Source organism: Croceibacter atlanticus HTCC2559 (assembly GCF_000196315.1).
Classification (GTDB): Bacteria; Bacteroidota; Bacteroidia; order Flavobacteriales; family Flavobacteriaceae; genus Croceibacter; species Croceibacter atlanticus.
The window spans coordinates 2306578-2330617 of sequence record NC_014230.1 but is presented as its reverse complement, the minus strand read 5'-3'; the positions used below and the strand labels follow the sequence as shown (position 1 = coordinate 2330617).

Below are 24040 nucleotides of genomic sequence, written 5' to 3'. Positions count from 1 at the left end.
GAATAATTTAACTGAAGTAGGTTGAAACACTTTCAAAACACTTTTCAACTTTAATTATGGATTATCAATTAATACTGCTCGTCTTCATTTGGAAAATCTACAGCTTTTACATCTGTTACATATTGAGATATTGCAGTACTCATGTCGTCATATAAATTCATGTATCGTCTTAAAAAGCGTGGGTTAAACTCGTGTGTCATCCCAAGTAAATCGTGAAGCACTAACACCTGTCCATCTACTCCAGAACCAGCACCAATACCAATTATGGGAATGGTTAAACTTTCTGCAACCTCTTTGGCTAACTTAGCAGGCACTTTCTCTAAAACTATGGCAAAACAACCAGCTTTCTCAAGCATTAATGCATCGTCTTTAAGTTTTTGAGCTTCTTCCTCTTCCTTAGCTCTTACGGTGTATGTTCCAAATTTATATATACTTTGTGGTGTAAGCCCTAAATGACCCATTACTGGGATTCCTGCATTTAGAATACGTTTCACACTGTCTTTTACTTCTTTTCCGCCTTCTAATTTAACAGCGTGACCACCACTTTCTTTCATTATTCTAATTGCAGATCTTAATGCTTCTTTCGGATCACTTTGATAACTTCCAAATGGTAAATCTACAACTACCAGACTCCTTGTAATGGCTCTTACAACAGAAGAGGCATGATAAATCATTTGGTCTAATGTAATAGGTAATGTAGTTTCATGACCAGCCATTACATTAGAGGCAGAGTCTCCAACTAAAATAACATCTATTCCAGCGGCATCAACAATTTTGGCCATGGTATAGTCATAAGCAGTTAACATAGAGATTTTTTCGTCTCTACGTTTCATATCAACTAGGCTTTTTACGGTAATGCGTTTATATTCTTTTTTAGCTGTAGACATAAAATTAAGTTTGTTTCATGTAAAAGTACTAATTTAGTAAGAACCCTAAATAGTAAATATCATGAAACATCTTGTATTTGTAATTGTTTGTTTAATAAGTGTAGTAGCCTCTGCACAGGTAGATGAAAGTGCTTTGGTAAAAGAAACAATCATTACGTTCTTTGATGGTTTTCATAAGCAAGACTCTTCAATTTTAAAGTCTGTCTCTCATTCTGAAATGACATTAAGAAGTATAAGTAATGACCAAGCTGGAAACCCGCAGTTAACGCCTGCCACAAATTTTAAAGCCTTTGTAGCATCTATACAAAGTATTCCTGCTTCTCAAAATTTCGAAGAACGCATTTTAGATTATCAAATAGCTGTAAACGGTGCTATGGCATTAGCCTGGACGCCCTATGAGTTTTATTTTAATGGAACGTTTAGCCACTGTGGCGTAAATAACTTTACATTATTTAAAAATAATGGGGTCTGGGAAGTTATTGCAATTGTAGATACCAGAACACGAGAAGGCTGTAACGTTAATTAACAGTCGCTCATATTTACCTTTACCGCTAAACCACCTTCACTAGTTTCTTTGTACTTGGAAGTCATGTCTTTTGCGGTTTCCCACATAGTTTCAATTACTTTATCTAAAGGAACTTTTGCATTTTTAGCATCGGTATCCAATGCTAGTTCGCACGCATTAATTGCTTTAATAGCACCCATTGCATTTCGCTCTATACAAGGTATTTGTACCAAACCTGCTATAGGATCGCAGGTCATTCCTAAATGATGCTCCATTGCAATTTCACTAGCCATAAGAACTTGTTCTGGAGAGCCACCCATAAGTTCAGTTAGCGCACCTGCAGCCATTGCTGAAGATACACCAATCTCTGCTTGGCAACCACCCATTGCTGCAGAAATTGTTGCGCCTTTTTTAAACAGGCTACCTATTTCTCCTGCAACCAATAAAAATTGCTTGATATCTTCAAAATTAGCATCGTGATTTTCAATAACAGCAAAATACATAATTACGGCAGGTATAACACCAGCACTTCCATTTGTAGGAGCAGTTACCACACGGCCTAACGAAGCATTTACTTCATTAACCGCCAACGCAAAACAAGATACCCATTTTAAAATTTCTCTAAACTTAACTTCGGTGCTTCTTATGGCTGCTATCCATTCTTCTTTAGTTGTATATGGCTTATCACCAATTAGTCTTTTATTAGTGTCATAGGCGCGGCGTCTTACATTTAAACCGCCAGGAAGAGTACCTTCTGTATGGCAGCCTACAAACATAGACTCTAACATGACATTCCATATAGCTTTTAGCTCTTCATCTATTTCTGCGTCTGTTCTTAGCGAACGTTCGTTTTCTAAAACAATTTCAGACACTTTCTTGTTCTCTTGATGACAAAATGCTAAAAGCTCTGTAGCCTTATCTATAGGAAATGGGAAGTCTTGAAATTTTTCTTCTTTCTTTTTGGCACGCTTACGTTCCTCTTTAACCACAAAACCACCACCAATAGAGTAGAAGGTACTATTTGTTGTTTTTTGGTTATCTAAAACAGCACTAAACGTCATTCCATTAGGATGAAATTTTTTAAAGTTTCTGTTGAATATAACATCGTCTTTAAAGCTGAATTCAATAGGTTTTTCTCCGTTTAGTAGAAGTTTTCCTGTAGATTTTATTTGCGCAATCTCTCCATCAATACTTTCAATAGGAATAGTTACAGGATCATATCCACTTAATCCTAAGAGTGATGCTAAATCTGTAGCATGACCTTTTCCGGTAAGTGATAATGAACCATATAAATCTACTTGAACTTTTGTAACCTTATCAAACTTTTTCTGTTCTTTAAGTTCTTCTATCCAACGTTGCGCTGCACGCCAAGGTCCTAATGTGTGTGAGCTAGAAGGTCCCACACCAATCTTTAACATATGAAAAATACTTATCGCTTCGCGATTTGCCATAACCTATGAATTTGGGGTCAAATATACAGAATCTAAAGTGGCTGATTGCTATAGTTAAGGTATGCTATTATAAAAATGACACCATTATTTATAGCATGTAAATACATAGCCCAAGGTAACCCATTGTTTTCAATTTTAACCTTAGCAAATAAAAGTCCCAAAATAATTCTAGGCACAATAGCTATAAATAAAGGCAGTGTTATTATAAAGCTATCTACATAGTTATAAACGTGTGCAAACCCAAAGATTATAGAACTTATTATTACAATAGGAATTTTAAATCTTGTTAGTATGTTACAGACTTGTTGAGTTAGTTGTACAGGTAACAGTTCTCTAAATAATTTATAAATTATAACTAAAGACAACACGCTAATAATACACTTTAGCCACCATAAAACATCTTCTGGAAAAAAACGTCCTGCAAAGAGTAATGTTAAGCAAGCTAAAAAGAATGCTATTTCCCAAGGTTTAGGGGCTATTAAAGTTCTGTAAACACCTTCTTCCAATAAAGGAGCAAGAATAACAGCTAGAATAAAGAACTTTAATGGGTTCTCTTTAATCATAGCATCTAATCTGGTGTCTTTTATAGCATCTAATTGTAACTCAGGAAACACCACAGTTAATATGCCTACTAAGGTAAAGTATGCTATGAAACACAATACAGCAATGCCATAGTTTTTAAAGAGGTTCTGAGTTTTTTGATGTGCTGTCAACGCTTTTTTGAGCGAATATAGTTCATTTTTAAAATTGTTCATAAGTTGGAAATAATCCAACTTTAGGAAATAATCCAATTTTGTAGTTTTGTAATATGGAAATTTTTAATGCACATAAAGTACAACGTCCTGCAGAACGCCACCAAGCAGAAGTCTCTAAACAAACTGGATTTCCTAGTCCTGCAACGCATTATCAAGAAGCAGTTATAGATTTGAATAAAGAGCTTATAGGTAACAAAGATGCTACGTTTTATGTGAGAATTATGGAAAACTATCCGGAGCATCTCATTTTTGAAAACGATGTACTTATTATAGATCGATCTCTACTTGCTAAAGAAAATGATTTAGCACTAGTTATTGTAGATGGTGAATTTAACCTTCTTAGAATTCCGAAGCAGTCTGAAACAAATGCATTTATGCTTTGGGGAGTTGTAACCTATATAATACACGCGATAAGATGATTGCACTTGTAGACTGTAATAGCTTTTATGCTTCTGTAGAGCAGGTATTTCGTCCAGACTTGCAAGGAAAACCTGTTGTGGTTCTTAGCAATAATGATGGCTGTATTATAGCAGCTAACAAAGAAGCTAAGGCATTGGCGCACATCCCTATGTTTGAACCGGTATTTAAGATTAAGGATCAACTTCTAGCAAATAATGTCACATTTTTTTCCTCTAATTATACGCTTTATGCAGAAATGTCTCAACGTGTCATGAATATTCTCACACGATTTTCTCCAAAGGTTGAAGTGTACAGTATAGACGAATCTTTTGTAGATCTTTCTGGTATGTCCTTCTTTAATTTAGAAGATGTGGCCAAGACAATTAGAGACACCATTTTTAAGGAGACAGGCTTGCCTGTTGGTGTGGGAATAGCACCAACTAAAGTATTGGCAAAATTGGCAAACCGTATGGCAAAGAAGATTGAAACCTCTAATTATATATGGGTGATAGATACTGAAGATAAACGTATTGAAGCTTTACAATGGGCTAAGATAAAAGACATTTGGGGTATTGGAAAAAAGCATGCCGAGCGTTTACAAATTCTAGGTACACATACAGGATTAGACTTTACAGCTATGTCTTTATCTTGGGTGCGTAAACATTTAACCGTAGTGGGAGAGCGTATTTGGAAAGAGCTAAAAGGAGAACAGTGTCTAGAAATACAAACGATCCCCAAAACAAAAAAGGGTATAGGCACAGCTAAGTCTTTTGGACATAAATTAGAGCGTTTAGATCTTATTGAAGAAGCTTGTAGTTACTATATAAGTGAAGTTGCAGAAACGTTGAGGCAACAAAACTCTTGTGCCACATATTTGCAAGTTTTTATACATACTAATTATCATAGTGATATAGACAAGCAGTACTCTAAAAGTACAACAGTAACCTTATCTGTACCTACACATGATACCTTTACGCTTATTACTGAAGCAAGAAAAGCGCTGCATCGTATTTATAAGCCAGGTTACCGCTACAAAAAAGTAGGTGTTTGTTTAACGGGCATTATTCCCAAAGAGTTTGTGCAAGGTAATTTGTTTGAAACCCCTAAATCTTGGAAGCAAAAAGACTTTATGAAGACTTTTGATGCTATAAATGCCAAGTATGGAAAATCTACCATAAAGTCGGCATTATTAGGTTCTAGAAATGAAGAATGGGAGCTTATAAAAAAAGAACGTAGTCCTAGATATACCACACAATGGAATGAGTTGTTAACGCTTAAGTTTTAAGAGCGTGTTTTTATATTAGCTTCACAAAGATTTATAATCTGAGTGATGCGTTTTTGGCGAGTAGCTTCTCGTTTTGCTGAATTAAGCCAAGAGAGATAGCTTTTTTTTAACCTTTACTAAATGCTTCGTAATTTTTAAAAGCATTTTCATGTTTAGAAAAAGCGCGTTTAAGGTCATCTGGTATGATACCGTTTTCAACAGCATCCATCATAGTCCAACTGCCATCTTCTTTGGCGCGCTCTATACTTTGCCAACCACTTTCGTGTATAAGGCCTTTAGCTGTTAACTTTTTTATATAAGACTTGTTTAAAGCACTCCAAGGACATTTTTTCGTCTTGGGCAAAAATATTGTTGGCGCTTGCCGTGTCCCAAGCTTTTTACAGTACTATCTATCCATCCAAAGCACAACGCTACTTTAACAGCTTCTTCCCAACGCATAGAAGGTTGGTTATTTTCTAATTTATAAAAGATTAAATATACACCGTTTGGAAAATTATTGTAATTGTTTTGTAGCCAAGCTCGCCACTCTACATCTCTGGGAAAATAAAGTTCTGGCCTTTCCAATATTATCTCATAATATTGTTAGGAAATACAACAACACTTTCATGTCCGTGTTCGCCAATTGCAGATACACCAAAAAAGAAATTATCCAGAACGATACCATCTAAAGTTACTTCTGTGGCATTTTTTACAACTCTAAAATTATCCCAAGTAGGAGAAGTGGTATCTCTCCAATATACTTTATAGGCCACGGCACCTTTTACAGCGCTCCAAGATAATTTTGCACTTGGCTCTACAATACCACCAATACTCACACTCTTAGGGCTTGGCGGTGCCCAAGCCAAACTTGCTAAATTTATGGCATTAACAGCAGTTAACTTTGCAGCATATTTAAAGTTTACAAATTTTAGTTTATCGCCGTACTCAATACCATCTTCTGTACGTATATCTTGATGTTGTTGTGTATAATTTTCGTGTGCTTCCATAATACGTATACCTGGAAAACCAACGTCGTTAAATGGTCTATGATGGCCTCCACGCCCAAAACGATCTAACCTGTAAATCATCATAGGATTCATTTCTGGCATATAGGTTTTAGTTGTTTTATGAATGTAACGTGCCAGCTGTCTAGATATGCCATCTACTTCGCCTCCGTAAAAACGTCTTGCATTTCGCTCACGCTCTGTTTCATTTGGTGGTACAGGTTCTGAGAATATCCTAAAGCTTCTATTGTCTATCACACCATCTACACCTTCAATATTACCAATCATATCATTATTAAGTACTCCAATAATATCCCAGTCATTTTCCTTGGCATACTCTGCTAAACCTTTTCCGCCATACAATCCTTGTTCTTCACCAGATAGCCCAACATAGATAATACTATTTTCAAAAGAATAATTGCTTAACACACGTGCAGCTTCAATAGTGCCAGCCATACCACTTGCATTATCATTAGCTCCAGGCGAGTCGCTTGTAGCATCATTAGCATCTGTTACGCGAGAATCAATATCACCACTCATAATTACGTAGCGGTTAGGATAGGTTGTCCCTCTTTGTATAGCAACAACATTAACCACATTAACATCTTTAAAAATGCGGCGGCCATCTTCTTTCACAATATTGTTTTGATAAAACACCTCTAGGCAATTATTACAATTAGAGGAGACCTTGTCAAACTCAGATTTTATCCATCGTCTTGCAGCACCAATTCCTCGAGTATTAGAGATGGTATCACTTAACGTATGGCGAGTTCCAAAATTTGCCAATGTGGTGATATCTGCCTCTATACGTTCAGCAGAAACCGCATCAATAATATCATATATTTTGGTATTTATGCGTTGGGCTTGTGTTACAGAAGAAGTTATAAATAGCGTTAAACAGCTTATATAAAATAATTTTCTGAAAGGTTTAAACATGGTTATATGGTTAAATTTGGTTAATATTTAAATATATACATTCTTAGTCTTTTATGAATATTAAAACCATTTTAAAAATGTAGCGAATTACAAATTGTAAAAATTAATTTGAGTTTAAATTATGTATATTTCAGCTTGAAAACCTCTTAAATCTCTTGATGCTTAAATTATTACTACGTTTCATTTTATGTGTCTTCGTATTCTTCACCATTAGTTGTAGTGTAGCTATTTTTAACACTGCTAAACCTTTTGTAGCTACAACTAAGGTTACTGATACAATTACAGTTAACGATACGCTTAGAGAGAAAGTTAACGATACATTTTATAGAGTAGGTAAAAATCAGTTACACAAAAACCAATTTGGTATTTGGGAATTGTATTTAGAAGGCAACGCCTATCAAAGAGGTCTTGCCGCAGGAAGTTTAACTCGCGAACTTATAACAAAACAAGAACAAGCTTTAGTAAAAAGAATAACTAATGCTGCTTCTGGAAAAGATAGTACTAATCAACTTTCAAAATTTTACAATTCCTACGCAGTTAATATTGACGAAAGCATACCTAACGAGTATTACAGAGAATTATCTGGCTTGGCTAAGTTTACAGACAAAACTTTAGACACACTTATAAAACCTATTAACAGATTATGGTACTTGCAGGCGTTGCCAGATATTGCACATGACTTTGAAGAAATCTTTGAGTCTGGATGCTCATCTTTTGCAGTTTGGGGCAACAAATCTTTTGATGGTAAACTTATAATTGCTCGTAATTATGATTTTCATATCAATGAAGCCTTTAATGAAACTAAGCTTATTACGTTTATAAAACCAGATAAGGGACATCGATTTGTTACTTATTCTTGGCCAGGATTTATGGGCGTTGTAAGTGGTATGAATGAATATGGTGTAACGGTAACAATAAACTCTGGATTATCTCATACAGAAAAAGAAGCGCAAACACCTATAAGTTATGTGGCTAGAGAAATATTACAATATTCTAAAAATACCTACGAAGCAAGACGCATAGCAGAAGGTTTTAATGTATTTGCAAGCGAATCTATCCTAATAGGAAGTGCTATAGAACGTGAAGCTTTAATTATTGAAAAGTCTGCCGAGCAACAAGCTGTATATAGAGCAGAAAATACAACAACTATAGTTTGTGCCAATCATTTTCAAAGTGATGCATTTTATAATGATCCTTATAATCGAGATGCAACTTATAATACCAACTCCATGCATAGATTTGAGCGTATGTATGAGCTGTTAAACGCAGAAAATAAAATGACTCCTAAAAAAGCAGTTAAGGTGTTAAGAGAAAAGCGTGGTTTACAGGATTCTCTTTTAGGCTTTGGTAATAAACGTGCAATAAATCAATTAAAAGCACACCACGGTATTGTTTTTAAACCACAAGATTATAAGCTGTGGGTATCTGCACACCCTTATAATATGGGAAAATATGTGTCTTATAATGTTAAAGAAAGTTTTGCTCGTTTTGAAGATACAGTAGCTGTTACTACTAGTGTTGCTTATTTAAAAGAAGTTATAGCAGAAGATCCTTTTCTAAATTCTGAGACGTATAACAAATATGCATCTTATAAATCGCTTTACAATTTAATAGCTGAACAGATAAAACTTAACCAACCTGTGCCAGATGCATTACTGCAACGGCTTATACTTTTAAACCCGCATCAATGGGAAGCTTACACATTGGTTGGAGATTATTTTTATGGCATAAAAGATTTTGTTGAAGCTACAGAAAAATACCAAGCAGCATTAGATTTACGTGTAAACTCGCCTAAAGATTATAAAATGCTTCAACTTAAAATAGATGATAGTTTAAGGCAGTTAAACAAACTACAGAATTAATAAGTATATTTAAAGTCTTTTACCTTAATAACTAGACTCTTATGAAGCTAAAATACATTGCATTAATTTTTTTACGTTTAGTGTGTTAACGGCATGTGATAATGATTCTCTTACAGAAAATGATCCAACTATAACTCAAGTAAAAGATTATACAGGAGAACTAACTGGAATTGTTTTTTATTGTGATTATGCTAACGGTATACAAGATGTAGGAGAACCTGATGCTACTGGTATAGATGTGTTCCTTTTGGTACTACAGTAATAGATATAGATGAAACAACTATCTCAGGAAATGTAACATTAACAACTATAGGTTCAGATCCAGAAACATTTGAAGCTGATTTTGGTACTAATCAAACAACAGCAGATGGTTATTCAATTAATTAAAACATAAAGTAAATTAAAACTAAAAGCCCCAACTATAAATAAACAGTTGGAGCTTTTAAAATATGATAAATCTTTATTTACTTGGTGGTGTTGTAGGCCTTATCTCTACCTTACTAGGCAATGCATTTTCTGGCATCTTAAGTAAATCAACTGTAAGTTGTCCTAAATCTTCCTTTTGTATTTTCCAGGCATCATCTTCATTAGGCGTATGACCGTTAAAGTGTGTGGCTACAGAACCTGGCATAATTGTACTTACTTTAATACCGTTTTGTCTTAAATCTAACATTACTGCTTGTGTAAATCCTGTAACACCAAATTTACTAGCATTATATGCAGAGCCACCTGCAAAGAAATTTGTTCCGGCTAAACTTGAGATAGAAATAAAATAACCTTTACTTTTCTTAAGCTCATCTACTGCAGATTTAATAGAGTAGAAGACACCTGTTAGGTTGGTGTCTATTACTTCTTTCCACTCTTTATCTGTTATCTCTTCAATACTTCCAAAATGACCTAAGCCAGCATTGGCAATAAGCACATCTAAAGATCCAAATGTATCTACAGTTTTACGTACAGCTTCTTGTTGGTCTATGTAATTACGCACATCGGCTTTTATACCAATTGCTTTTCCTTCATATTTAGCATTTAATTCTTTTGCAACATCTTCTGCATTAGTTAAAGACCTGCTGGTAACAGCAACTTTCATCCCTTGTTTTAAGAATGATTCTGCTATACCAAACCCAATACCTTTGCTTCCGCCAGTAATTAATGCTACTTTATCTTGTAAATTTTCCATTTAAATATTTTTTTAAAAAGATACTGGCTTTATGATAATCCTTTGGTAGTCGTTGCGCTAAAGTTTTATTAAAGTTGGTATAATATAAACTACCATAAGTTAAGCCTAAAATTCACTTTTAATATCTTTGAGCAAATTAAAAAGTGTGCAGCGTTTACGTTATTATTATATCATACAATTACAATATTTAGGATTTAGATTTCACGGCTGGCAAAAACAACCAGATGTTAATACAGTAGAGCGTATGGTAGAGAGAACGCTAGCCTACGTATTAGGGCATAAAAAATTTAAATTGCTAGCATCTGGCCGTACAGATGCTAAAGTGTCTGTAAATAATACGTTTGTTGAATTGTTTATAGATGATAAACCCTTAGAGGTAGATTCATTTTTTAAAGACTTTAACGTCAACTTGCCGCAAGATATTAAAGCACTCTCTATTAAAGAAACAGATGCTAATTTTAATATAATACAGCACCCTAAACTAAAGGAATATATATACTTGTTTACGTACGGAGAAAAAATGCATCCTTTTTGTGCACCTTATATGGTTTGTTACAACAAACCATTAAATATTGAATTAATGCAAGAAGCAGCAGCGTTATTTCAAGGCGAACATGATTTTAAGAACTACACCTATAAACCAACCGAAGACACACAAACCATAGGTGTTATAGATGCTTGTGAGTTATCAGAAAACACAGTATATACAGCAAACTTTTTTCCTGAAAAATCTTACATGCTAAAAGTTGTGGGCCAAGGTTTTAAAAGACACCAAATACGGTTAATGATGGGTGCCTTATTCGATTTAGGTTCAGGTGAATTTGATATGCAATTCTTTAAGAAGACACTCACTTCAACAGAGTTTATAAAACTTACGCATATTGCACAAGCAAGTGGTCTAATATTACAATCGGTTACATTAAAATAGAAATTAGCATTAACTTTAATGTGCTATAAAAGATACTTATGAAGAAGCCAAAATTTAGAGCTCCCAAGATGAATATAAAGAAAGGGAGAAAATCTAAAAAAAATGAAGTTCCTGGAACCTTAGAGTATACTGGAGATAAAAGTGGTTTGCCTACTAAAATAGAGGTTTTCGACTATACAGCAGATTATTACGAGTATAAAGAATCTAACAGTATAGAAGATGCTTTTGATAAACGCAATACCAAGCACATTTCTTGGATTAACATAAACGGGTTACATAATACAGAAGAAATAGAAAAGCTTGGAGAACATTATAATATACACCCACTTATATTAGAAGATATAGTAGATACTGCACAACGACCTAAGATAGATGAGTATGCAAACTATTTATTTATAGTGTTTAAGATGATGTATCATAGAGAAGATGGTGAGTTTATAAATGAGCATATGTCTCTTATAATGGGAGAAGATTATGTATTAACCTTCCAAGAATCTGATGGTGATGTTTTTGATGGCTTACGCTCCCGAATAGCTAACTCCAAAGGTAGAATAAGAAACAATGGAGCAGATTATCTGATGTTCGCAATATTAGATGCCGTGGTAGATAATTACTTTACAGTAATGGAAACTATAAGTGATAAGGTAGAAACTCTTGAGGATTTATTGTTTGCACAAGAAGACACTAAAGATATAACTCAAGATATTCAGGATTTAAAACGAGAAATTCTTAAAATACGCAGAGCTACCTTACCATTAAGAGAAGTAGTAAATAGAATTGAGAAAATAGACAGTCCTTTAATTGAAGAGAAAACAAGCACATTCTTAAGAGACCTTTACGACCACATTATTCAAGTCAATGAAAGTGTAGACATTTACAGAGAAATGATTTGGGGTCTTATGGATATGTATATGACTACCATAAGCAACAAAATGAATGAAGTTATGAAAGTACTTACCATTATGGCCAGTATTTTTATACCGCTCACATTTATGGCAGGAATTTATGGGATGAACTTTGAGTATATACCAGAACTACAGTTTAAGTATGGGTACTTTTATCTTTGGGGAGCAATGTTAATTGTGTTCTTCGGGTTACTTTGGTATTTTAAACGGAAGAAATGGTTATAAAGAAAAAGGCTAGAAAATAATTTCTAGCCTTTTCTTTTTTTTACTTAAGTAGCCATCCTTTTTTTAGAGCGTGCTTACTATAAAAATAGAGTATGGCTGCTACAACTATTACTGTTATAGGCATATATTCTACGCCATCACCCATAACCTCCTTAGCATTGGTGAAAAATAACCAATAGCTCATCTGTATGATTACTGCTACTAATGAGATTAAGAATAAAGCAACGGCAGTGTTTTTTCGCATTACCAAAAGTACGCAGCCTAAAAATCCAGAAAATACAGCAACAGCAAAAATTACAGAAATCCAAGCGGGCATATTGTCCATTAATGCAATTTGCTCTTCAGTGTAGCCTTCATATAAGGTTTCTTTCATAAAGTTTTCAGCAAAAAATTGAAATACGCCCATAGCATTCCAAATTAAGCCAATAATGGCTATTACCCAGAATAAGACATTTGGTTTGTGAGATGTTGTCATTGGTGTTAGTTTTTAAGGTTGTTTACCTAAAGATACATTAAAATCTAATACGCTAAATATGTTATAATGTTTTGAATAGTAGAAGATTACATTTCAAAGAAACTAAAGACAGAACTGCCATAGCGTCTAGCTTCAGTAAAATGCTCTAAATGTGCAAGATCTGTTTGTTGTGAATGCTCAACAATTAAAGTACCGTTATCGGTTAACCAATTATGTTTAAAAACGAGTTGTACTAGGGTTTCAAAATCTTCTTGTGGTAGGGCATAAGGTGGATCTGCAAATACAACTTCAAAAGAACCAGAAGCTTTTTCTAGATATTTTAAGACATCACTTTTAATAGTGGTTATCTCACCGTTCAATTCTTTTGCAATAGTATTTATAAACTTTAAACAGTTGTTATGATTATCAACCGCAACTATATGTTCTGTACCTCTTGAGAGAAACTCAAAAGATATGTTTCCTGTACCAGCAAACAAGTCTAATACCTTAATTGATCTAAAGCTATACCAGTTGTTTAGCCTATTAAATAGACCTTCCTTAGCCATATCTGTAGTTGGCCTTACAGGAAGATTTTTTGGAGCTGTTATACGTTTACTTTTATATTTTCCTGAAACAATTCTCATATTAGGGCTTGGCGAATTAATAAATGTTGATGAGGTTGTAACTCTAAAGACGTGTCAGACTCATATCCAGAATACTCTAAAAATGCTATATGTCTAATATACTTAAATGCCATCTCGTAATTATCATCTCCTTCTTCAATTAGGCCAGAAACATAAAGAATATCTTCTTCTCGATCTAAGTTTAGTTGTTCATACGTAAATAATATATAGTATATAAAATCTTCCTTAGAACTGTAGGTAAATCGGTTTGCTAATTTAAGAGCATTGGCTTGTATGACAACCAATTCAAAATATTGTGATGTCACGTTAACAGCAATACTATTTTCCTTTTGCATAGCAAGTATAGCTTCTGCAAAAACAGAAATAGAGTGTCTATACGTAAACGCACCAAATTGGTCGTATATAAAGTTAGTAATATTGGTAAACGGAATATATACGGTATGTAATTGTAAAGCAGGCAGTGCATCTACATCTGCAAAATCTGTTTTAAGTAGCTTACTAGAAAACTTTAGGTAGTTGGTAAGGTTGTTTTTATTAAAAAGTGCTTCAGGTACACACGTAAAAAGCTCATTAGATATAGTAAGCGTTACTTTCTCAAAGTGTTCAGAGATTAGCTGTTCTTTAGAAAGGGCTTTCTTTAACCGTTCTAAAACTTCGATTGGGTTTAGCTGCTTTTCAAAACTAACTTCAGAAAGTAATGAGATTTTACCAAAGGATAATACACAAAAAGAAAGTCCATCGAGGCTAACCAAGATGGACAATGCTTTTGGAGTTTGTATGATATTATTGGTCGTTTGCGCCATAAGTTTTTGGCCAGTTACCATTTGTATTAACTTCTTCCATAGATCCTACTTTTATATACTTACCGTTTACACCATCTACAGATACAACTTCTCTTTCTTGAGCAAGTAAATCTTTATCTTGGTCAGATAGTATTAATGTCTTTGCAACCTTAGCTTCAAAAACAGGAATTTTAGCATCGTTTTTAGTAATGAAACCAGCTTTAAGGTCAAACTTTTTGTCTACTCCTTCAATTGGGATATTCATCATTGTCTTGTAACGGTCTGTACCACCATAAAGAGAATCTTTTACAGGAATAAAGCTTAATGTATCTATAACTACATCTTCTTTATATTGGTCTACACCGTAAGTTTTCTTGTATTCTTCATCTAAATACGTAGTATCACGACGTTGTGTTACAGCAAATTGTGCAGTATCAATAAAACGTATTAGTTTGTCATAATCTGCTTCAAACGTACCAATAACTTCTTTGTGAGCAAGCTCAGCATTTCTTATATCTTTAAGATTTTCAATTACTTTGGCGTAACGTTCGTTCTTAATTTTATTGAATTTTACTGGCTCATAAATAGAGTTGAACACTAAATATCCTAAAAAAGCTATTACGGCCCAAAGTACTAGTTGAATTACTATTTTCATTAGTTTCTGTTTGTTTTATTATTAACAAGGTACTCGCAAATCTACAATTTTTTTTTAATGCTAAAAGTTTCGCTAGGAAAAATCCATTGCTATCTTTACTTTTTATTGAATCTTTAACACTAGATGGACGCCAAAGAATTTTACAACGTATTAAAACAGGATTTTGGTCACCAAACCACAACTCGGCAAGACATCGCACTACAAAAGCTTTCAGAATTTATATTAGATAGTGAGCCAGAGGAACTTTTTTTACTAAAAGGTTTTGCAGGAACTGGTAAAACTACAATCACATCTACTATCGTAAAAAATATATGGAAAGTTAGAAAAAGTGTGGTTTTAGCTGCGCCAACAGGTCGTGCAGCAAAGGTGTTAGGTAATTATGCCAAGCAAAATGCCCAAACCATACACCGTAAGATTTACTTTCCTAAAAGCAAGAATAACAACATTACCTTTTCACTAAGACCAAACAAGCATAGAAATACACTTTTTATTGTTGATGAAGCTTCTATGATTCCAGATACGCCAAGTGATGCTAAACTTTTTGAAAATGGATCACTTTTAAACGATCTCATTGAGTTTGTTGATGCTGGTTTTAAATGCCGCTTACTTCTCATAGGAGATACTGCACAGCTGCCACCAGTAAAATTAGATATTAGTCCTGCGTTAGATGAGAAGAAACTAATGTTGGATTACAATAGAGAAGTTACTCATATTGAACTTAATGAGGTTGTAAGGCAAAGTGAAGAAAGTGACATTCTCTTAAATGCCACCCAAATAAGACATATTTTAGAAGATGGCTTTTATGATTCTTTTAAATTTAATATTACTCAAAAAGGCGACGTGGTTCGATTAATTGATGGTCATGAAATTATGGATGCCATTAATGATTCTTACTCCCAATTAGGGCATGAGGATACTTGTATTGTTGTAAGGTCCAACAAACGGGCAAATCTTTACAATCAAAACATTAGGCAGCGTATTTTATTTCAAGAAGAAGAAATATCTGCAGGCGATTATTTTATGGTCGTAAAGAATAATTATTTCTGGGTAAAACCTACAACAGATGCTGGTTTTATAGCCAATGGGGATATTGTAAAAGTACTTGAGATTTTCGCCATAAAAGAACTTTATGGTTTCCGTTTTGCTGAAGTAAATGTACAAATGGTAGATTATCCTAATATGAAGCCTTTTGAAACTGTTGTATTGTTAGATACATTAACCTCTAACACCGCATCACTGTCCTTTGAAGAGTCTAACCAGCTTTACCAAGAAGTTATGAAAGACTATGCCGATGTTAAAACCAAATATCAGAAATTCTTAAAGGTTAAGAACAATAAGTTTTTTAATGCTTTGCAGGTTAAATTCTCCTATGCAATTACCTGTCATAAATCTCAAGGTGGGCAATGGGATACTGTATTTGTTGAGCAACCTTATTTACCAGATGGTATAGACAAAGATTATTTAAGATGGTTGTATACGGCAATTACAAGAGCAAAATCTAAACTTTATCTTATAGGTTTTAAAAATGAAATGTTTGAAGACAACTCATTTTAAGTGTATATTTAATTATGGGTTTAGAGTTTTATTTAAGTATTTGTTTGGGCATAGGTCTTGCAGCCTCAGTAGGTTTTAGAGTATTTTTACCTTTACTAGTATTAAGTATTGCGGCATATTACAATGTAATCCCGTTGCAAGATAATTGGCTTTGGATAGGTCATAGTACTACAATAGTAACTCTGGCTGTAGCCACAGTATTTGAAATCTTAGCTTACTATATTCCTTTTTTTGATAATCTTTTAGACACTATCTCTGTACCATTGGCAGCAGTTGCTGGAACCTGTGTCATGTTTGCAACAATGGCAGATGTAGACCCATTATTAATGTGGGTATTAGCAATTATTGCAGGTGGTGGCACCGCAGGATTTATCTCTGGTACCACGAGCGCAACTAGAGCAGCATCTTCTGCAACTACTGGCGGAATAGCAAATCCTGTAATAAGTACTGTTGAAACTATAGGCGCAACCACCTTATCTCTTACCGCATTAATTTTTCCTTTATTAGCCTTAGTTTTCGTTGTAATTATCATTTTTAGCGCTAAAAAACTTTACACCAAACTCTTTTCTAAAAAGAAACCTGTTACACGCTAAAATTCTTATTTTTGATCTTAAGTAAAGCTATGATTTTGAACACTACTTCTCTTAAAGTAATCGCCATGATACCTGCGCGATACGCTGCATCTCGATTTCCTGGAAAACTTATGCAAGACCTTAATGGTAAAACAGTAATTCAACGCACTTACGAAGCTGCTGTATCTACTGGTTTGTTTAATGATGTCTTTGTTGTTACAGATAGCGACATTATTTATAATGAAATTACCTCTCAAGGTGGTAAGGCTATCATGAGTAAAAAAGAACATGAGTGTGGTAGCGACAGGATAGCAGAAGCTGTAGAACACATGGATGTAGATATTGTGGTAAACGTTCAAGGCGATGAACCATTTACAGATAAGGAAAGCTTAAAAGATGTTTTAAATGTTTTTTATCAAGATGATGCAGATAAAATAGACTTAGCATCTCTAATGAAGGTAATTAAGGATAATGATGAAATAATAAACCCTAATGCTGTAAAAGTAATTGTAGATGAAAATAATTTTGCACTGTACTTTTCTAGGTCACCAATTCCTTATCCTAGAGATCAAGATGTAGATACTAAGTATTACAAACACAAAGGTATTTATGCGTTTAGAAAAGAAGCTCTTTTAGATTTTTACAAGCTACCAATGGGTAGGCTAGAGGCTTCAGAGAAAATTGAATGTATTCGCTATTTAGAAAATGGTAAGAATATAAAAATGGTTGTAACATCTGCAACCAGTGTAGAAATAGATACTCCAGAAGATTTAGAAAATGCCAAGCGTATTTTAAATGCTAAGGATAATGTAGAAGAATCTGAAGTTGCCGCTTCAAATTTTGATATTGCTAATAATCCACACAAAAACTTTCCGATGGTACCTCGTATTGTATTTGGAAATGGCTGTTTTGATCAACTACCTACAATTCTTAATAAAAAACGAGCTGTAGGTGCACCTTTTGTATATCTGGTAGATGATGTATTTAAGGGGAATGACACATTTATTAATAGGATTAAGCTAAAAGGCAATGATGTCATAAAATATATTTCGGCAGATTATGAACCTAAAACTTCACAGGTAGATGTAATAGTAACTGAACTTAAAGAAGAGTTTCAATTACTGCCTAGTGGTATTATTGGTATTGGTGGCGGTACATTATTAGATTTAGCTAAAGCGGTTTCAATCTTACTCAAAAATCCAGGAAAGGCTAAAGACTATCAAGGTTGGGATTTAGTAAAATCTCCTGCCATATATCATGTGGGTATTCCTACTATAAGTGGAACAGGAGCAGAGGTTTCTAGAACAACTGTGCTTACAGGACCAGAAAAGAAATTAGGCATAAATTCAGATTATACTCCTTTTGATCAAGTAATTTTAGATCCAGACCTAACTAAAACCGTACCTAAAGACCAATGGTTTTATACGGGTATGGATTGTTACATACATTGTATTGAGTCTTTAAATGGTACTTATTTAAATGCATTTAGCCAAAGTTATGGTGAAAAAGCCTACGATCTTTGTAAAGAAATTTTCTTAGGTAATCTTGAAGATGAAGAATCTCGCGCTAAACTTATGATGGCATCTTGGCATGGAGGTATGAGTATTGCCTACTCTCAAGTTGGGGTTGCGCACGCTATGAGTTATGGTATGTCTTATGTTTTAGGAACAAAGCACGGTATAGGTAACTGTATTGTGTTTGATAAACTAGAAGACTATTACCCTAAAGGTGTTGCTCTATTTAAAGAAATGAAAGCCAAACATAACATCACCTTGCCACAAGGTTTATGTAAAGACCTAACAGAACAACAACTTCAAACCATGGTCGATGTTTCATTAGGACTTACACCTCTTTGGGAAAATGCACTGGGCAAAAACTGGCAAGAGGTGATGAATGAGGCTACTCTTAAGGCGCTTTTCCTTAAGATGTAAAATCTACAGGTTATATTTTACCACAAACATTAATATTCTTGGTAATACAAAATATTGTGTTGTTGTATTAAACTGTTCATTAAAACTATCGTTATTAATAAACTCTGTATTTAAGAGATTACTAGCTTGTAATTTAAACTCCCAAGGACTATCTCCCTTTTGGTAATATAAGTTTGCGTTTACAAAAGAATATCTGTTTTCTACAGTATCATTCTTGTCGGTGTAATCGTAAAAATCCCATTCAGCATCAAATGTAAAATCTTTAAGGAAGTTTACATCAAATCTAGCAAATGGTTGTTGTGTATAAAACGTTTGTTCTAAACCACCGTTGTTATAGTTATTTACATTTAATCTGTAACCTAACTCAAAATTTGGAGCTTCATTAAAATTTGTCTGTATACTACCTCTATAGTTTTGAGTAAAGCTTTCGCTTTCTCTTATCTCATTATTAATATTATTAAAAGACTTACTTAAACTTACATTAGCACTTAAATTATATTTTATCTTTTTAACTGTCTTACTAAACCTACCCAATGCTGTAAAAGTTTCATCTGGAAAATTACTGTCAATGTTTACAGGCGTAGACACTTGATTAATGGCTACAATATTTGTATTGTTTTTTACACCATCTATACGTTTGGTGTAGCTTAAACCAGCATTAATATTTGTAAAGTTGAATAAGTTGAAGTTAAAGTAGTTTAAGTTATAAGTATGAGATAAAGAGTTCTCTAAATTTCTATTACCTCCATAAAGTCTATTGTAATTATTAAATACTAAGGCTTCAGCATAATTATTTACATCTGTATATTCATTAGAGATGGAATAATTAAAACGAATGTTTTCACTTTTCTTAATATTATAGATCACGTTTAAATCTGGTAAAACTGTCCAATTTGTAGTTTTAGAAGTTTGGTTTAATTGATCTGTTTGAAGTATATAATTGTGTAAGGTTAATCCTGGTGTGAATACAAAACTTCCAGATTTAACTTTGTAATGTAATCCTAAAAATGAATCTGCAAAGTGATATTGTACATCATTTACCAATGGCATTGTATCACCTTCAGAGTTTATAGGATCTGTTTCATTAAGAAAATTTTGAGATCCATTATCTAAAATTTGAAATATACTAGAGTTAAAAGATTGGTTACTATACGTAGATCCTAACGTGAAGTTTAAATTACTTAAGTTATTCAAGACATAATAGTGGTCTATTTTAGCATCCAACTTATGACTTTTAATAGTTTTATTTTGATTTATATCAAAAAGGCTTTGGTCTTCATCTATAGGTAAAATACCATCAAACGGTAATAACTCAGTTATAGCATTATAAAATGGATCTTCGTCTTGATATAAATGTTGTACCTGTGCTGCAAAAATATTCTTTTCATCTAGCGTGTAATAAGCATTTACATTCTGATTAATAGAGTAGGGTTTTGTTTCTTTTCCTTCTAAGATGTTATTGGTGTTGGTATCAAAAATGGAAAGTGTTGAGTTATCTTCTGTTTGCTTAGATGTTTTTATTAAGGCATCGTAATCTACCTGTAAGCTAGTATTTGGCTTATAAGAACCGCTTAATTTTAGCATTGCTAATTGGCTCCTTTGGTCATTTGTACTATTAGTAGTTTCTACAGATCCAGAAGCAATATACTGCCTTATGGAGTTGTTTATAATACTAGTTTTATTGTCTGAGAGTATACCAAAACCACTAATATCTAAAGACTTATTAACCGCATAACTAAAGTTACCTGCAAGAAATTTACTTTCTAATGCGCTAGCTCTATTGTTTTTTGCAACAGCAAACCCTAGATCGGTTTGACTAACCTCGAAGTTAGTTCCGCCGTTTCTATTAAAGTTTCTAAAACCACCTGTAAATTTAAAATAGTCTCTAAAGGTAAACGGTACTTCGCCTATATTATTAAAGTCTGTTATAAGGTTAATACTATATTTAGGACTGTAGTAAAATAACTTAGGTTGAACTAGATAACGCTCTTTTTCATCTTCATCAGAATATCCGCCACCAGCTGTTAGCTCTCCAAACCAAAAGTTTTTCTTACCATCTTTAAGCTTTATATTTATGGCAATATTGTCTTGATCGTTTCCTAAACCTCGCATTTGGTTTACTTCATTATAGTTTCTCAGAACTTCAACTTTTTCAACAGCATCTGCAGGAATGTTTTTTGTGGCTAGTTTACTATCTCCATCAAAAAAGTCTTTTCCTTCAACCATTACTTTTTGTACAGTTTTTCCTTCAACCTGTATTTCACCATCATCATTTATTTCTACACCAGGTAATTTTTTCATGACATCACCAAGTTTACGTTCATTACCATTGGTAAAAGAATCTGCATTATACACAATAGTATCGCCTTTAACAGTTACAGGCATTTCATATACAATAGTTACATCATCTAATTGATCTGCTAACGGGTATAATGTAAAATCTAATTGCGAATCTTGAGAGGTTTCTAATACAGTAATAGATTTTTCTGAAGGATCAAAACCTAAAAAACTAGCTACTAATGTATAAGTTTCTTGTTTAGGAAGATCTATTCTGTATTTACCATTTTGGTTGGTAATGGCATAAGTTTCAACCTCTGAAGTGGTTTTTATCTTAGCAATTATATTTGCAAACTCTAAAGGATTACCAATACTATCTTTTATAGTTCCTTCAAGAGTTATACTTTGTGATTGTGCTGAAATTACGCATACAAGGAGCAGCCCTATTGTAGCAATAGATTTTAAAAATTTCATAAGTAAGAGTGAGTTAGTAAGTATTATGTAAGATTAAAAACGTCTGCCACCGCGACCGCCACCTCTAAAGTTTGCACGCATTTCTTCGGTTTTTTCTTTTACAATCTTTTGGTATTCTTCTCTAGACACTTCTTTACCTTTTGTAGGTTTTTTTATGTCTGAAGTATCTTTAGTATTCATTTCAATTTTAGAACAAAGTATTGTAGTACGATGTGCATTAAGTTCTAAAATTAATCCTGGAAGACCACCATATTCACCTGGTCCTGTACTCGTTGGTATTTGTGGAGTGTACCAAGCAGTAATTTCTATCTCCTTAGGAATCTCTATTTCTTCAAGCGGGTCTTTTTTAGAGTCTTCTATAGTATCTTGCTTTTTTTCGGTATCATTTTCAATTCGACCTCTTCGGTTTCCATCTCTACCACCACGACGTCTTGCAAATTGAAAATCTGTGTCAGATAATTCTTTTACACCTGTAGCTTTAAAAGCAATGTATTGGCCTATTTGTTTAGATTCTTTGGTAAGAGTCCAGTTTATATTCTGGATAGTATCTTTTATTAAAAATTGCTTTCCGAAGAATTCATTTTCCTCGACAAGTTCATTTGTTTCTGTATTTTTATATTGAACACCAGCAGAAAAACTGTTCATCATCATTCTCATTCCGCCACCGGAAGCTCCAGTTTCTAAATGCTCTTCTTCTGTATATAAAGATTCATTTTTATTAAATGTAAGAATGTAAGTTTTCTCGAGCATACTTTTCATACGCTCCATAATCATTTTCTTCATATCATCGGTCATCTCTCTTCCACCAAAACCATCCATATCGACAGTAGTCTTACTTTCATAAGTAGCTTTTCCGCTAATACTTTGGGCTTGAAGTGCAATAGTGCATACTATTGCTAAACAGGTAAAAATATATTTCATTGGTATAGTTTTTTAATAAGACTTTATAAAGTACCTATTGTTACATGGTTATGACATTTAAAAAATTAAAAGGTTTAATGTGGAAATGAAAAAAACCTTCAAAAAATTAATTTTGAAGGTTAAATACATAAAAGTTAAATAGTGATTTAAGACTTTTCTAGCTTTCTTAATTGTTTCTGTATTTTGTCGATAGCAGATTCTATCGATTTATCTGGCTCTATAACATTAAAAGCTCCCCAGAAATCTGGATCTGTAAATCCTGAGGTTTCATCTACTAAAATAGCAGATTGTTTAAAACGGTCTCTATTTCTAATAGTTTCAGAGTTGTTATCTATAATATCTGTAATTGCCATTTCACTCTGTAAGGTGTATTTAGAGTTAAATAGTTTGTTATCCCAATCTATCACAAACTCAATTTGTACGTTACTATAACCATAATACCATTTTCCATTTTGTTGTCTATAGTTTACTCTGTAAACAGCTTCTGTTGGGTAAACATTAGCACCAGACGGTTTACGCCTTACAAATAATGCGCTTGCTGCAGCTCTGTTCTCTACATTTAAATTATAAATAGCATTTGTAAGTGCCATTGTATTTGAGTTAATATAAAGTGTGCCAAAATACAGCGGATCATCTTCTTGCGCTTTAGTTTGCTTAAAATTAATCACATACACTAACTCATCATTAATTATAGTAGGCTCATCGAAGGTGAATTTATATTTATCAAAATCCTCATAATTCAAAAAATAATCAGGATACTTCATGACATCTACGTACAATGCATTTAATGGACCACCTTGTAATTTTAATGCAATGGTATCTAACTTAGAGTAGTCTGTACTTTTCCTAGATTTAAAAAGTGCAATTTTATCTGATTTAAAAGAATCATAAGATTCTTTATTAACGGTAATAACAGCTTCTGCTAAAGACACATTACGTCTTCTTTTCTTTATAGTTTCTCTATAAAACGCCATCATTCTCTTAGGGCTATTCATATAGTTTTCGCCTTTATTACTAAGGGCTTTTTTAACTATTGCTTTAGCATTTTTATTAGTTTGTACCATAACTTCATTAAGCTGTGTAGTTACCTCACTCAAACCAATTTTGGTACGTTCTTTATTAAAAGAGGATAACAAGAATGTTTTGGGAGTAAACCCTAAGTACATAACCACGATCCTTGCATCTTTAATTGTATTTGGTACTTTAAGAGTAAATAGACCATCAGAATTGGTAACTGTACTAATATTTGTACCTTCTACACTTAGTGTTGCAAATACTAAAGGATCATTGTTAGCCTCATTAACAACTTCTCCTTTATATGTTGTAAATGAGTCTTGTGCTTGCCCAATATTTATTACAAACAAGAAAAGTATTGCAACATAACAATAGGGAATGCGTAGTTTTGGTGTGATATTTGTTTTCATAACTAATTATAAATTGAGACTTTTAAATATACTCAATTTACTTTTGATACC

At 33.4% G+C, this 24040-nt stretch carries 24 protein-coding genes and 2 pseudogenes; 11 read left to right on the top strand and 15 right to left on the bottom strand.

Annotated features, from left to right (window positions below; genetic code table 11):
- Positions 1–68 precede the first annotated feature (68 nt).
- Positions 69–887 carry a 3-methyl-2-oxobutanoate hydroxymethyltransferase gene (panB, locus tag CA2559_RS10570; RefSeq protein ID WP_013187878.1) on the bottom strand — a complete coding sequence of 273 codons (819 nt, stop codon included), beginning with the start codon at positions 885–887 and terminating at the stop codon, positions 69–71.
- Positions 888–948: 61 nt separating this feature from the next.
- Here panB and CA2559_RS10565 point away from each other — a divergent pair, with 61 nt between their 5' ends.
- A complete protein-coding gene (locus CA2559_RS10565; protein ID WP_013187877.1) occupies positions 949–1413 on the top strand; it encodes a nuclear transport factor 2 family protein in 465 nt (154 codons plus the stop codon).
- Here CA2559_RS10565 and CA2559_RS10560 read toward each other — a convergent pair.
- Together CA2559_RS10560 and CA2559_RS10555 are read right to left on the bottom strand one after the other, a co-directional pair.
- On the bottom strand, positions 1410–2843 hold the full coding sequence (locus tag CA2559_RS10560) for an L-serine ammonia-lyase (RefSeq protein WP_013187876.1): 1434 nt from the start codon (positions 2841–2843) through the stop codon (positions 1410–1412). The two genes, CA2559_RS10565 and CA2559_RS10560, sit on opposite strands and share 4 nt — an antisense overlap.
- A 32-nt stretch (positions 2844–2875) precedes the next feature.
- Positions 2876–3598: a CPBP family glutamic-type intramembrane protease gene (locus tag CA2559_RS10555; protein ID WP_013187875.1), complete on the bottom strand. Its 723-nt coding sequence runs from the start codon at positions 3596–3598 to the stop codon at positions 2876–2878.
- A gap of 53 nt (positions 3599–3651) precedes the next feature.
- On the opposite strand from CA2559_RS10555, the gene CA2559_RS10550 reads away from it, so the two are divergent.
- A complete protein-coding gene (locus CA2559_RS10550; protein WP_013187874.1) occupies positions 3652–4017 on the top strand; it encodes a S24 family peptidase in 366 nt (121 codons plus the stop codon).
- Positions 4014–5282, top strand: a complete 1269-nt coding sequence (locus tag CA2559_RS10545) for a Y-family DNA polymerase (protein WP_013187873.1) — start codon at positions 4014–4016, stop codon at positions 5280–5282. Before CA2559_RS10550 ends, CA2559_RS10545 begins: the two co-directional genes overlap by 4 nt.
- Here CA2559_RS10545 and CA2559_RS13995 read toward each other — a convergent pair.
- From CA2559_RS13995 to CA2559_RS10535, 4 genes and pseudogenes are all read right to left on the bottom strand, one after another.
- A pseudogene (locus CA2559_RS13995) lies at positions 5279–5347 on the bottom strand (YdeI/OmpD-associated family protein); the annotation flags it as partial. The gene CA2559_RS10545 and the pseudogene CA2559_RS13995 sit on opposite strands and share 4 nt — an antisense overlap.
- Positions 5348–5388: 41 nt before the next feature.
- Positions 5389–5625: a YdeI/OmpD-associated family protein gene (locus CA2559_RS13990; protein ID WP_306465502.1), complete on the bottom strand. Its 237-nt coding sequence runs from the start codon at positions 5623–5625 to the stop codon at positions 5389–5391.
- Complete coding sequence (locus tag CA2559_RS13985; protein WP_306465503.1) at positions 5589–5846, bottom strand: YdeI/OmpD-associated family protein; 258 nt, start codon at positions 5844–5846, stop codon at positions 5589–5591. The genes CA2559_RS13990 and CA2559_RS13985 overlap by 37 nt, the downstream gene beginning before the upstream one ends.
- A 2-nt stretch (positions 5847–5848) precedes the next feature.
- Positions 5849–7201, bottom strand: coding sequence for a M28 family metallopeptidase (locus CA2559_RS10535; protein ID WP_013187872.1), 1353 nt, complete (start codon positions 7199–7201; stop codon positions 5849–5851).
- 158 nt (positions 7202–7359) lie between these two features.
- Here CA2559_RS10535 and CA2559_RS10530 point away from each other — a divergent pair, with 158 nt between their 5' ends.
- Positions 7360–9063, top strand: coding sequence for a C45 family autoproteolytic acyltransferase/hydolase (locus CA2559_RS10530; RefSeq protein ID WP_013187871.1), 1704 nt, complete (start codon positions 7360–7362; stop codon positions 9061–9063).
- A gap of 82 nt (positions 9064–9145) precedes the next feature.
- Entirely contained in the window at positions 9146–9325 is a 180-nt protein-coding gene (locus CA2559_RS10525) for a hypothetical protein (protein ID WP_013187870.1), read from the top strand.
- Between the two features lie 198 nt (positions 9326–9523).
- Here CA2559_RS10525 and CA2559_RS10520 read toward each other — a convergent pair whose 3' ends face one another.
- Positions 9524–10243 (bottom strand): SDR family oxidoreductase, encoded by a 720-nt coding sequence (locus CA2559_RS10520; protein WP_013187869.1) that lies wholly within the window; start codon positions 10241–10243, stop codon positions 9524–9526.
- Positions 10244–10370: 127 nt separating this feature from the next.
- Between CA2559_RS10520 and CA2559_RS10515 the strand changes: the two genes are divergently transcribed.
- The gene (locus CA2559_RS10515) at positions 10371–11171 is read left to right on the top strand and encodes a tRNA pseudouridine synthase A (protein WP_013187868.1); all 801 of its coding nucleotides are present in this window, start codon (positions 10371–10373) and stop codon (positions 11169–11171) included.
- A gap of 38 nt (positions 11172–11209) precedes the next feature.
- A complete protein-coding gene (gene corA, locus CA2559_RS10510; RefSeq protein WP_013187867.1) occupies positions 11210–12301 on the top strand; it encodes a magnesium/cobalt transporter CorA in 1092 nt (363 codons plus the stop codon).
- 40 nt (positions 12302–12341) lie between these two features.
- Here corA and CA2559_RS10505 read toward each other — a convergent pair whose 3' ends face one another.
- From CA2559_RS10505 to CA2559_RS10490, 4 genes are all read right to left on the bottom strand, one after another.
- Positions 12342–12776 carry a hypothetical protein gene (locus CA2559_RS10505; RefSeq protein WP_013187866.1) on the bottom strand — a complete coding sequence of 145 codons (435 nt, stop codon included), beginning with the start codon at positions 12774–12776 and terminating at the stop codon, positions 12342–12344.
- 86 nt (positions 12777–12862) lie between these two features.
- Complete coding sequence (locus CA2559_RS10500) at positions 12863–13399, bottom strand: RsmD family RNA methyltransferase (protein WP_013187865.1); 537 nt, start codon at positions 13397–13399, stop codon at positions 12863–12865.
- Positions 13396–14202: a DUF3822 family protein gene (locus CA2559_RS10495; RefSeq protein ID WP_041241200.1), complete on the bottom strand. Its 807-nt coding sequence runs from the start codon at positions 14200–14202 to the stop codon at positions 13396–13398. The genes CA2559_RS10500 and CA2559_RS10495 overlap by 4 nt, the downstream gene beginning before the upstream one ends.
- Positions 14183–14836, bottom strand: a complete 654-nt coding sequence (locus CA2559_RS10490; RefSeq protein WP_013187863.1) for a hypothetical protein — start codon at positions 14834–14836, stop codon at positions 14183–14185. Before CA2559_RS10490 ends, CA2559_RS10495 begins: the two co-directional genes overlap by 20 nt.
- Positions 14837–14959: 123 nt before the next feature.
- Here CA2559_RS10490 and CA2559_RS10485 point away from each other — a divergent pair, with 123 nt between their 5' ends.
- From CA2559_RS10485 to CA2559_RS13940, 4 genes and pseudogenes are all read left to right on the top strand, one after another.
- Entirely contained in the window at positions 14960–16390 is a 1431-nt protein-coding gene (locus CA2559_RS10485) for an ATP-dependent DNA helicase (RefSeq protein ID WP_013187862.1), read from the top strand.
- Between the two features lie 14 nt (positions 16391–16404).
- Positions 16405–16983 (top strand): DUF4126 domain-containing protein, encoded by a 579-nt coding sequence (locus tag CA2559_RS10480; protein WP_013187861.1) that lies wholly within the window; start codon positions 16405–16407, stop codon positions 16981–16983.
- A gap of 65 nt (positions 16984–17048) precedes the next feature.
- Positions 17049–17753: pseudogene (kdsB, locus tag CA2559_RS13945) on the top strand (3-deoxy-manno-octulosonate cytidylyltransferase); the annotation flags it as partial.
- Positions 17754–17837: 84 nt separating this feature from the next.
- Positions 17838–18893, top strand: coding sequence for an iron-containing alcohol dehydrogenase family protein (locus CA2559_RS13940; protein ID WP_041241199.1), 1056 nt, complete (start codon positions 17838–17840; stop codon positions 18891–18893).
- A 3-nt stretch (positions 18894–18896) separates the two neighbouring features.
- On the opposite strand, the gene CA2559_RS10470 is transcribed toward CA2559_RS13940, so the two are convergent.
- The 3 genes from CA2559_RS10470 to CA2559_RS10460 form a co-directional block, all read right to left on the bottom strand.
- A complete protein-coding gene (locus CA2559_RS10470) occupies positions 18897–21644 on the bottom strand; it encodes a carboxypeptidase-like regulatory domain-containing protein (RefSeq protein WP_013187859.1) in 2748 nt (915 codons plus the stop codon).
- Positions 21645–21677: 33 nt separating this feature from the next.
- Complete coding sequence (locus CA2559_RS10465; RefSeq protein ID WP_013187858.1) at positions 21678–22565, bottom strand: GLPGLI family protein; 888 nt, start codon at positions 22563–22565, stop codon at positions 21678–21680.
- 146 nt (positions 22566–22711) lie between these two features.
- Complete coding sequence (locus tag CA2559_RS10460) at positions 22712–23989, bottom strand: carboxypeptidase-like regulatory domain-containing protein (protein ID WP_013187857.1); 1278 nt, start codon at positions 23987–23989, stop codon at positions 22712–22714.
- Positions 23990–24040 lie beyond the last annotated feature (51 nt).

Bases quoted from the DNA above. Each gene is read 5' to 3' on its own strand.
- panB (WP_013187878.1), bottom strand. From the start codon at position 887: ATGTCTACAGCTAAAAAAGAATATAAACGCATTACCGTAAAAAGCCTA.
- CA2559_RS10565 (WP_013187877.1), top strand. From the start codon at position 949: ATGAAACATCTTGTATTTGTAATTGTTTGTTTAATAAGTGTAGTAGCC.
- CA2559_RS10560 (WP_013187876.1), bottom strand. From the start codon at position 2,843: ATGGCAAATCGCGAAGCGATAAGTATTTTTCATATGTTAAAGATTGGT.
- CA2559_RS10555 (WP_013187875.1), bottom strand. From the start codon at position 3,598: ATGAACAATTTTAAAAATGAACTATATTCGCTCAAAAAAGCGTTGACA.
- CA2559_RS10550 (WP_013187874.1), top strand. From the start codon at position 3,652: ATGGAAATTTTTAATGCACATAAAGTACAACGTCCTGCAGAACGCCAC.
- CA2559_RS10545 (WP_013187873.1), top strand. From the start codon at position 4,014: ATGATTGCACTTGTAGACTGTAATAGCTTTTATGCTTCTGTAGAGCAG.
- CA2559_RS10535 (WP_013187872.1), bottom strand. From the start codon at position 7,201: ATGTTTAAACCTTTCAGAAAATTATTTTATATAAGCTGTTTAACGCTA.
- CA2559_RS10530 (WP_013187871.1), top strand. From the start codon at position 7,360: ATGCTTAAATTATTACTACGTTTCATTTTATGTGTCTTCGTATTCTTC.
- CA2559_RS10520 (WP_013187869.1), bottom strand. From the start codon at position 10,243: ATGGAAAATTTACAAGATAAAGTAGCATTAATTACTGGCGGAAGCAAA.
- corA (WP_013187867.1), top strand. From the start codon at position 11,210: ATGAAGAAGCCAAAATTTAGAGCTCCCAAGATGAATATAAAGAAAGGG.
- CA2559_RS10505 (WP_013187866.1), bottom strand. From the start codon at position 12,776: ATGACAACATCTCACAAACCAAATGTCTTATTCTGGGTAATAGCCATT.
- CA2559_RS10500 (WP_013187865.1), bottom strand. From the start codon at position 13,399: ATGAGAATTGTTTCAGGAAAATATAAAAGTAAACGTATAACAGCTCCA.
- CA2559_RS10495 (WP_041241200.1), bottom strand. From the start codon at position 14,202: ATGGCGCAAACGACCAATAATATCATACAAACTCCAAAAGCATTGTCC.
- CA2559_RS10490 (WP_013187863.1), bottom strand. From the start codon at position 14,836: ATGAAAATAGTAATTCAACTAGTACTTTGGGCCGTAATAGCTTTTTTA.
- CA2559_RS10485 (WP_013187862.1), top strand. From the start codon at position 14,960: ATGGACGCCAAAGAATTTTACAACGTATTAAAACAGGATTTTGGTCAC.
- CA2559_RS10480 (WP_013187861.1), top strand. From the start codon at position 16,405: ATGGGTTTAGAGTTTTATTTAAGTATTTGTTTGGGCATAGGTCTTGCA.
- CA2559_RS13940 (WP_041241199.1), top strand. From the start codon at position 17,838: ATGGTACCTCGTATTGTATTTGGAAATGGCTGTTTTGATCAACTACCT.
- CA2559_RS10470 (WP_013187859.1), bottom strand. From the start codon at position 21,644: ATGAAATTTTTAAAATCTATTGCTACAATAGGGCTGCTCCTTGTATGC.
- CA2559_RS10465 (WP_013187858.1), bottom strand. From the start codon at position 22,565: ATGAAATATATTTTTACCTGTTTAGCAATAGTATGCACTATTGCACTT.
- CA2559_RS10460 (WP_013187857.1), bottom strand. From the start codon at position 23,989: ATGAAAACAAATATCACACCAAAACTACGCATTCCCTATTGTTATGTT.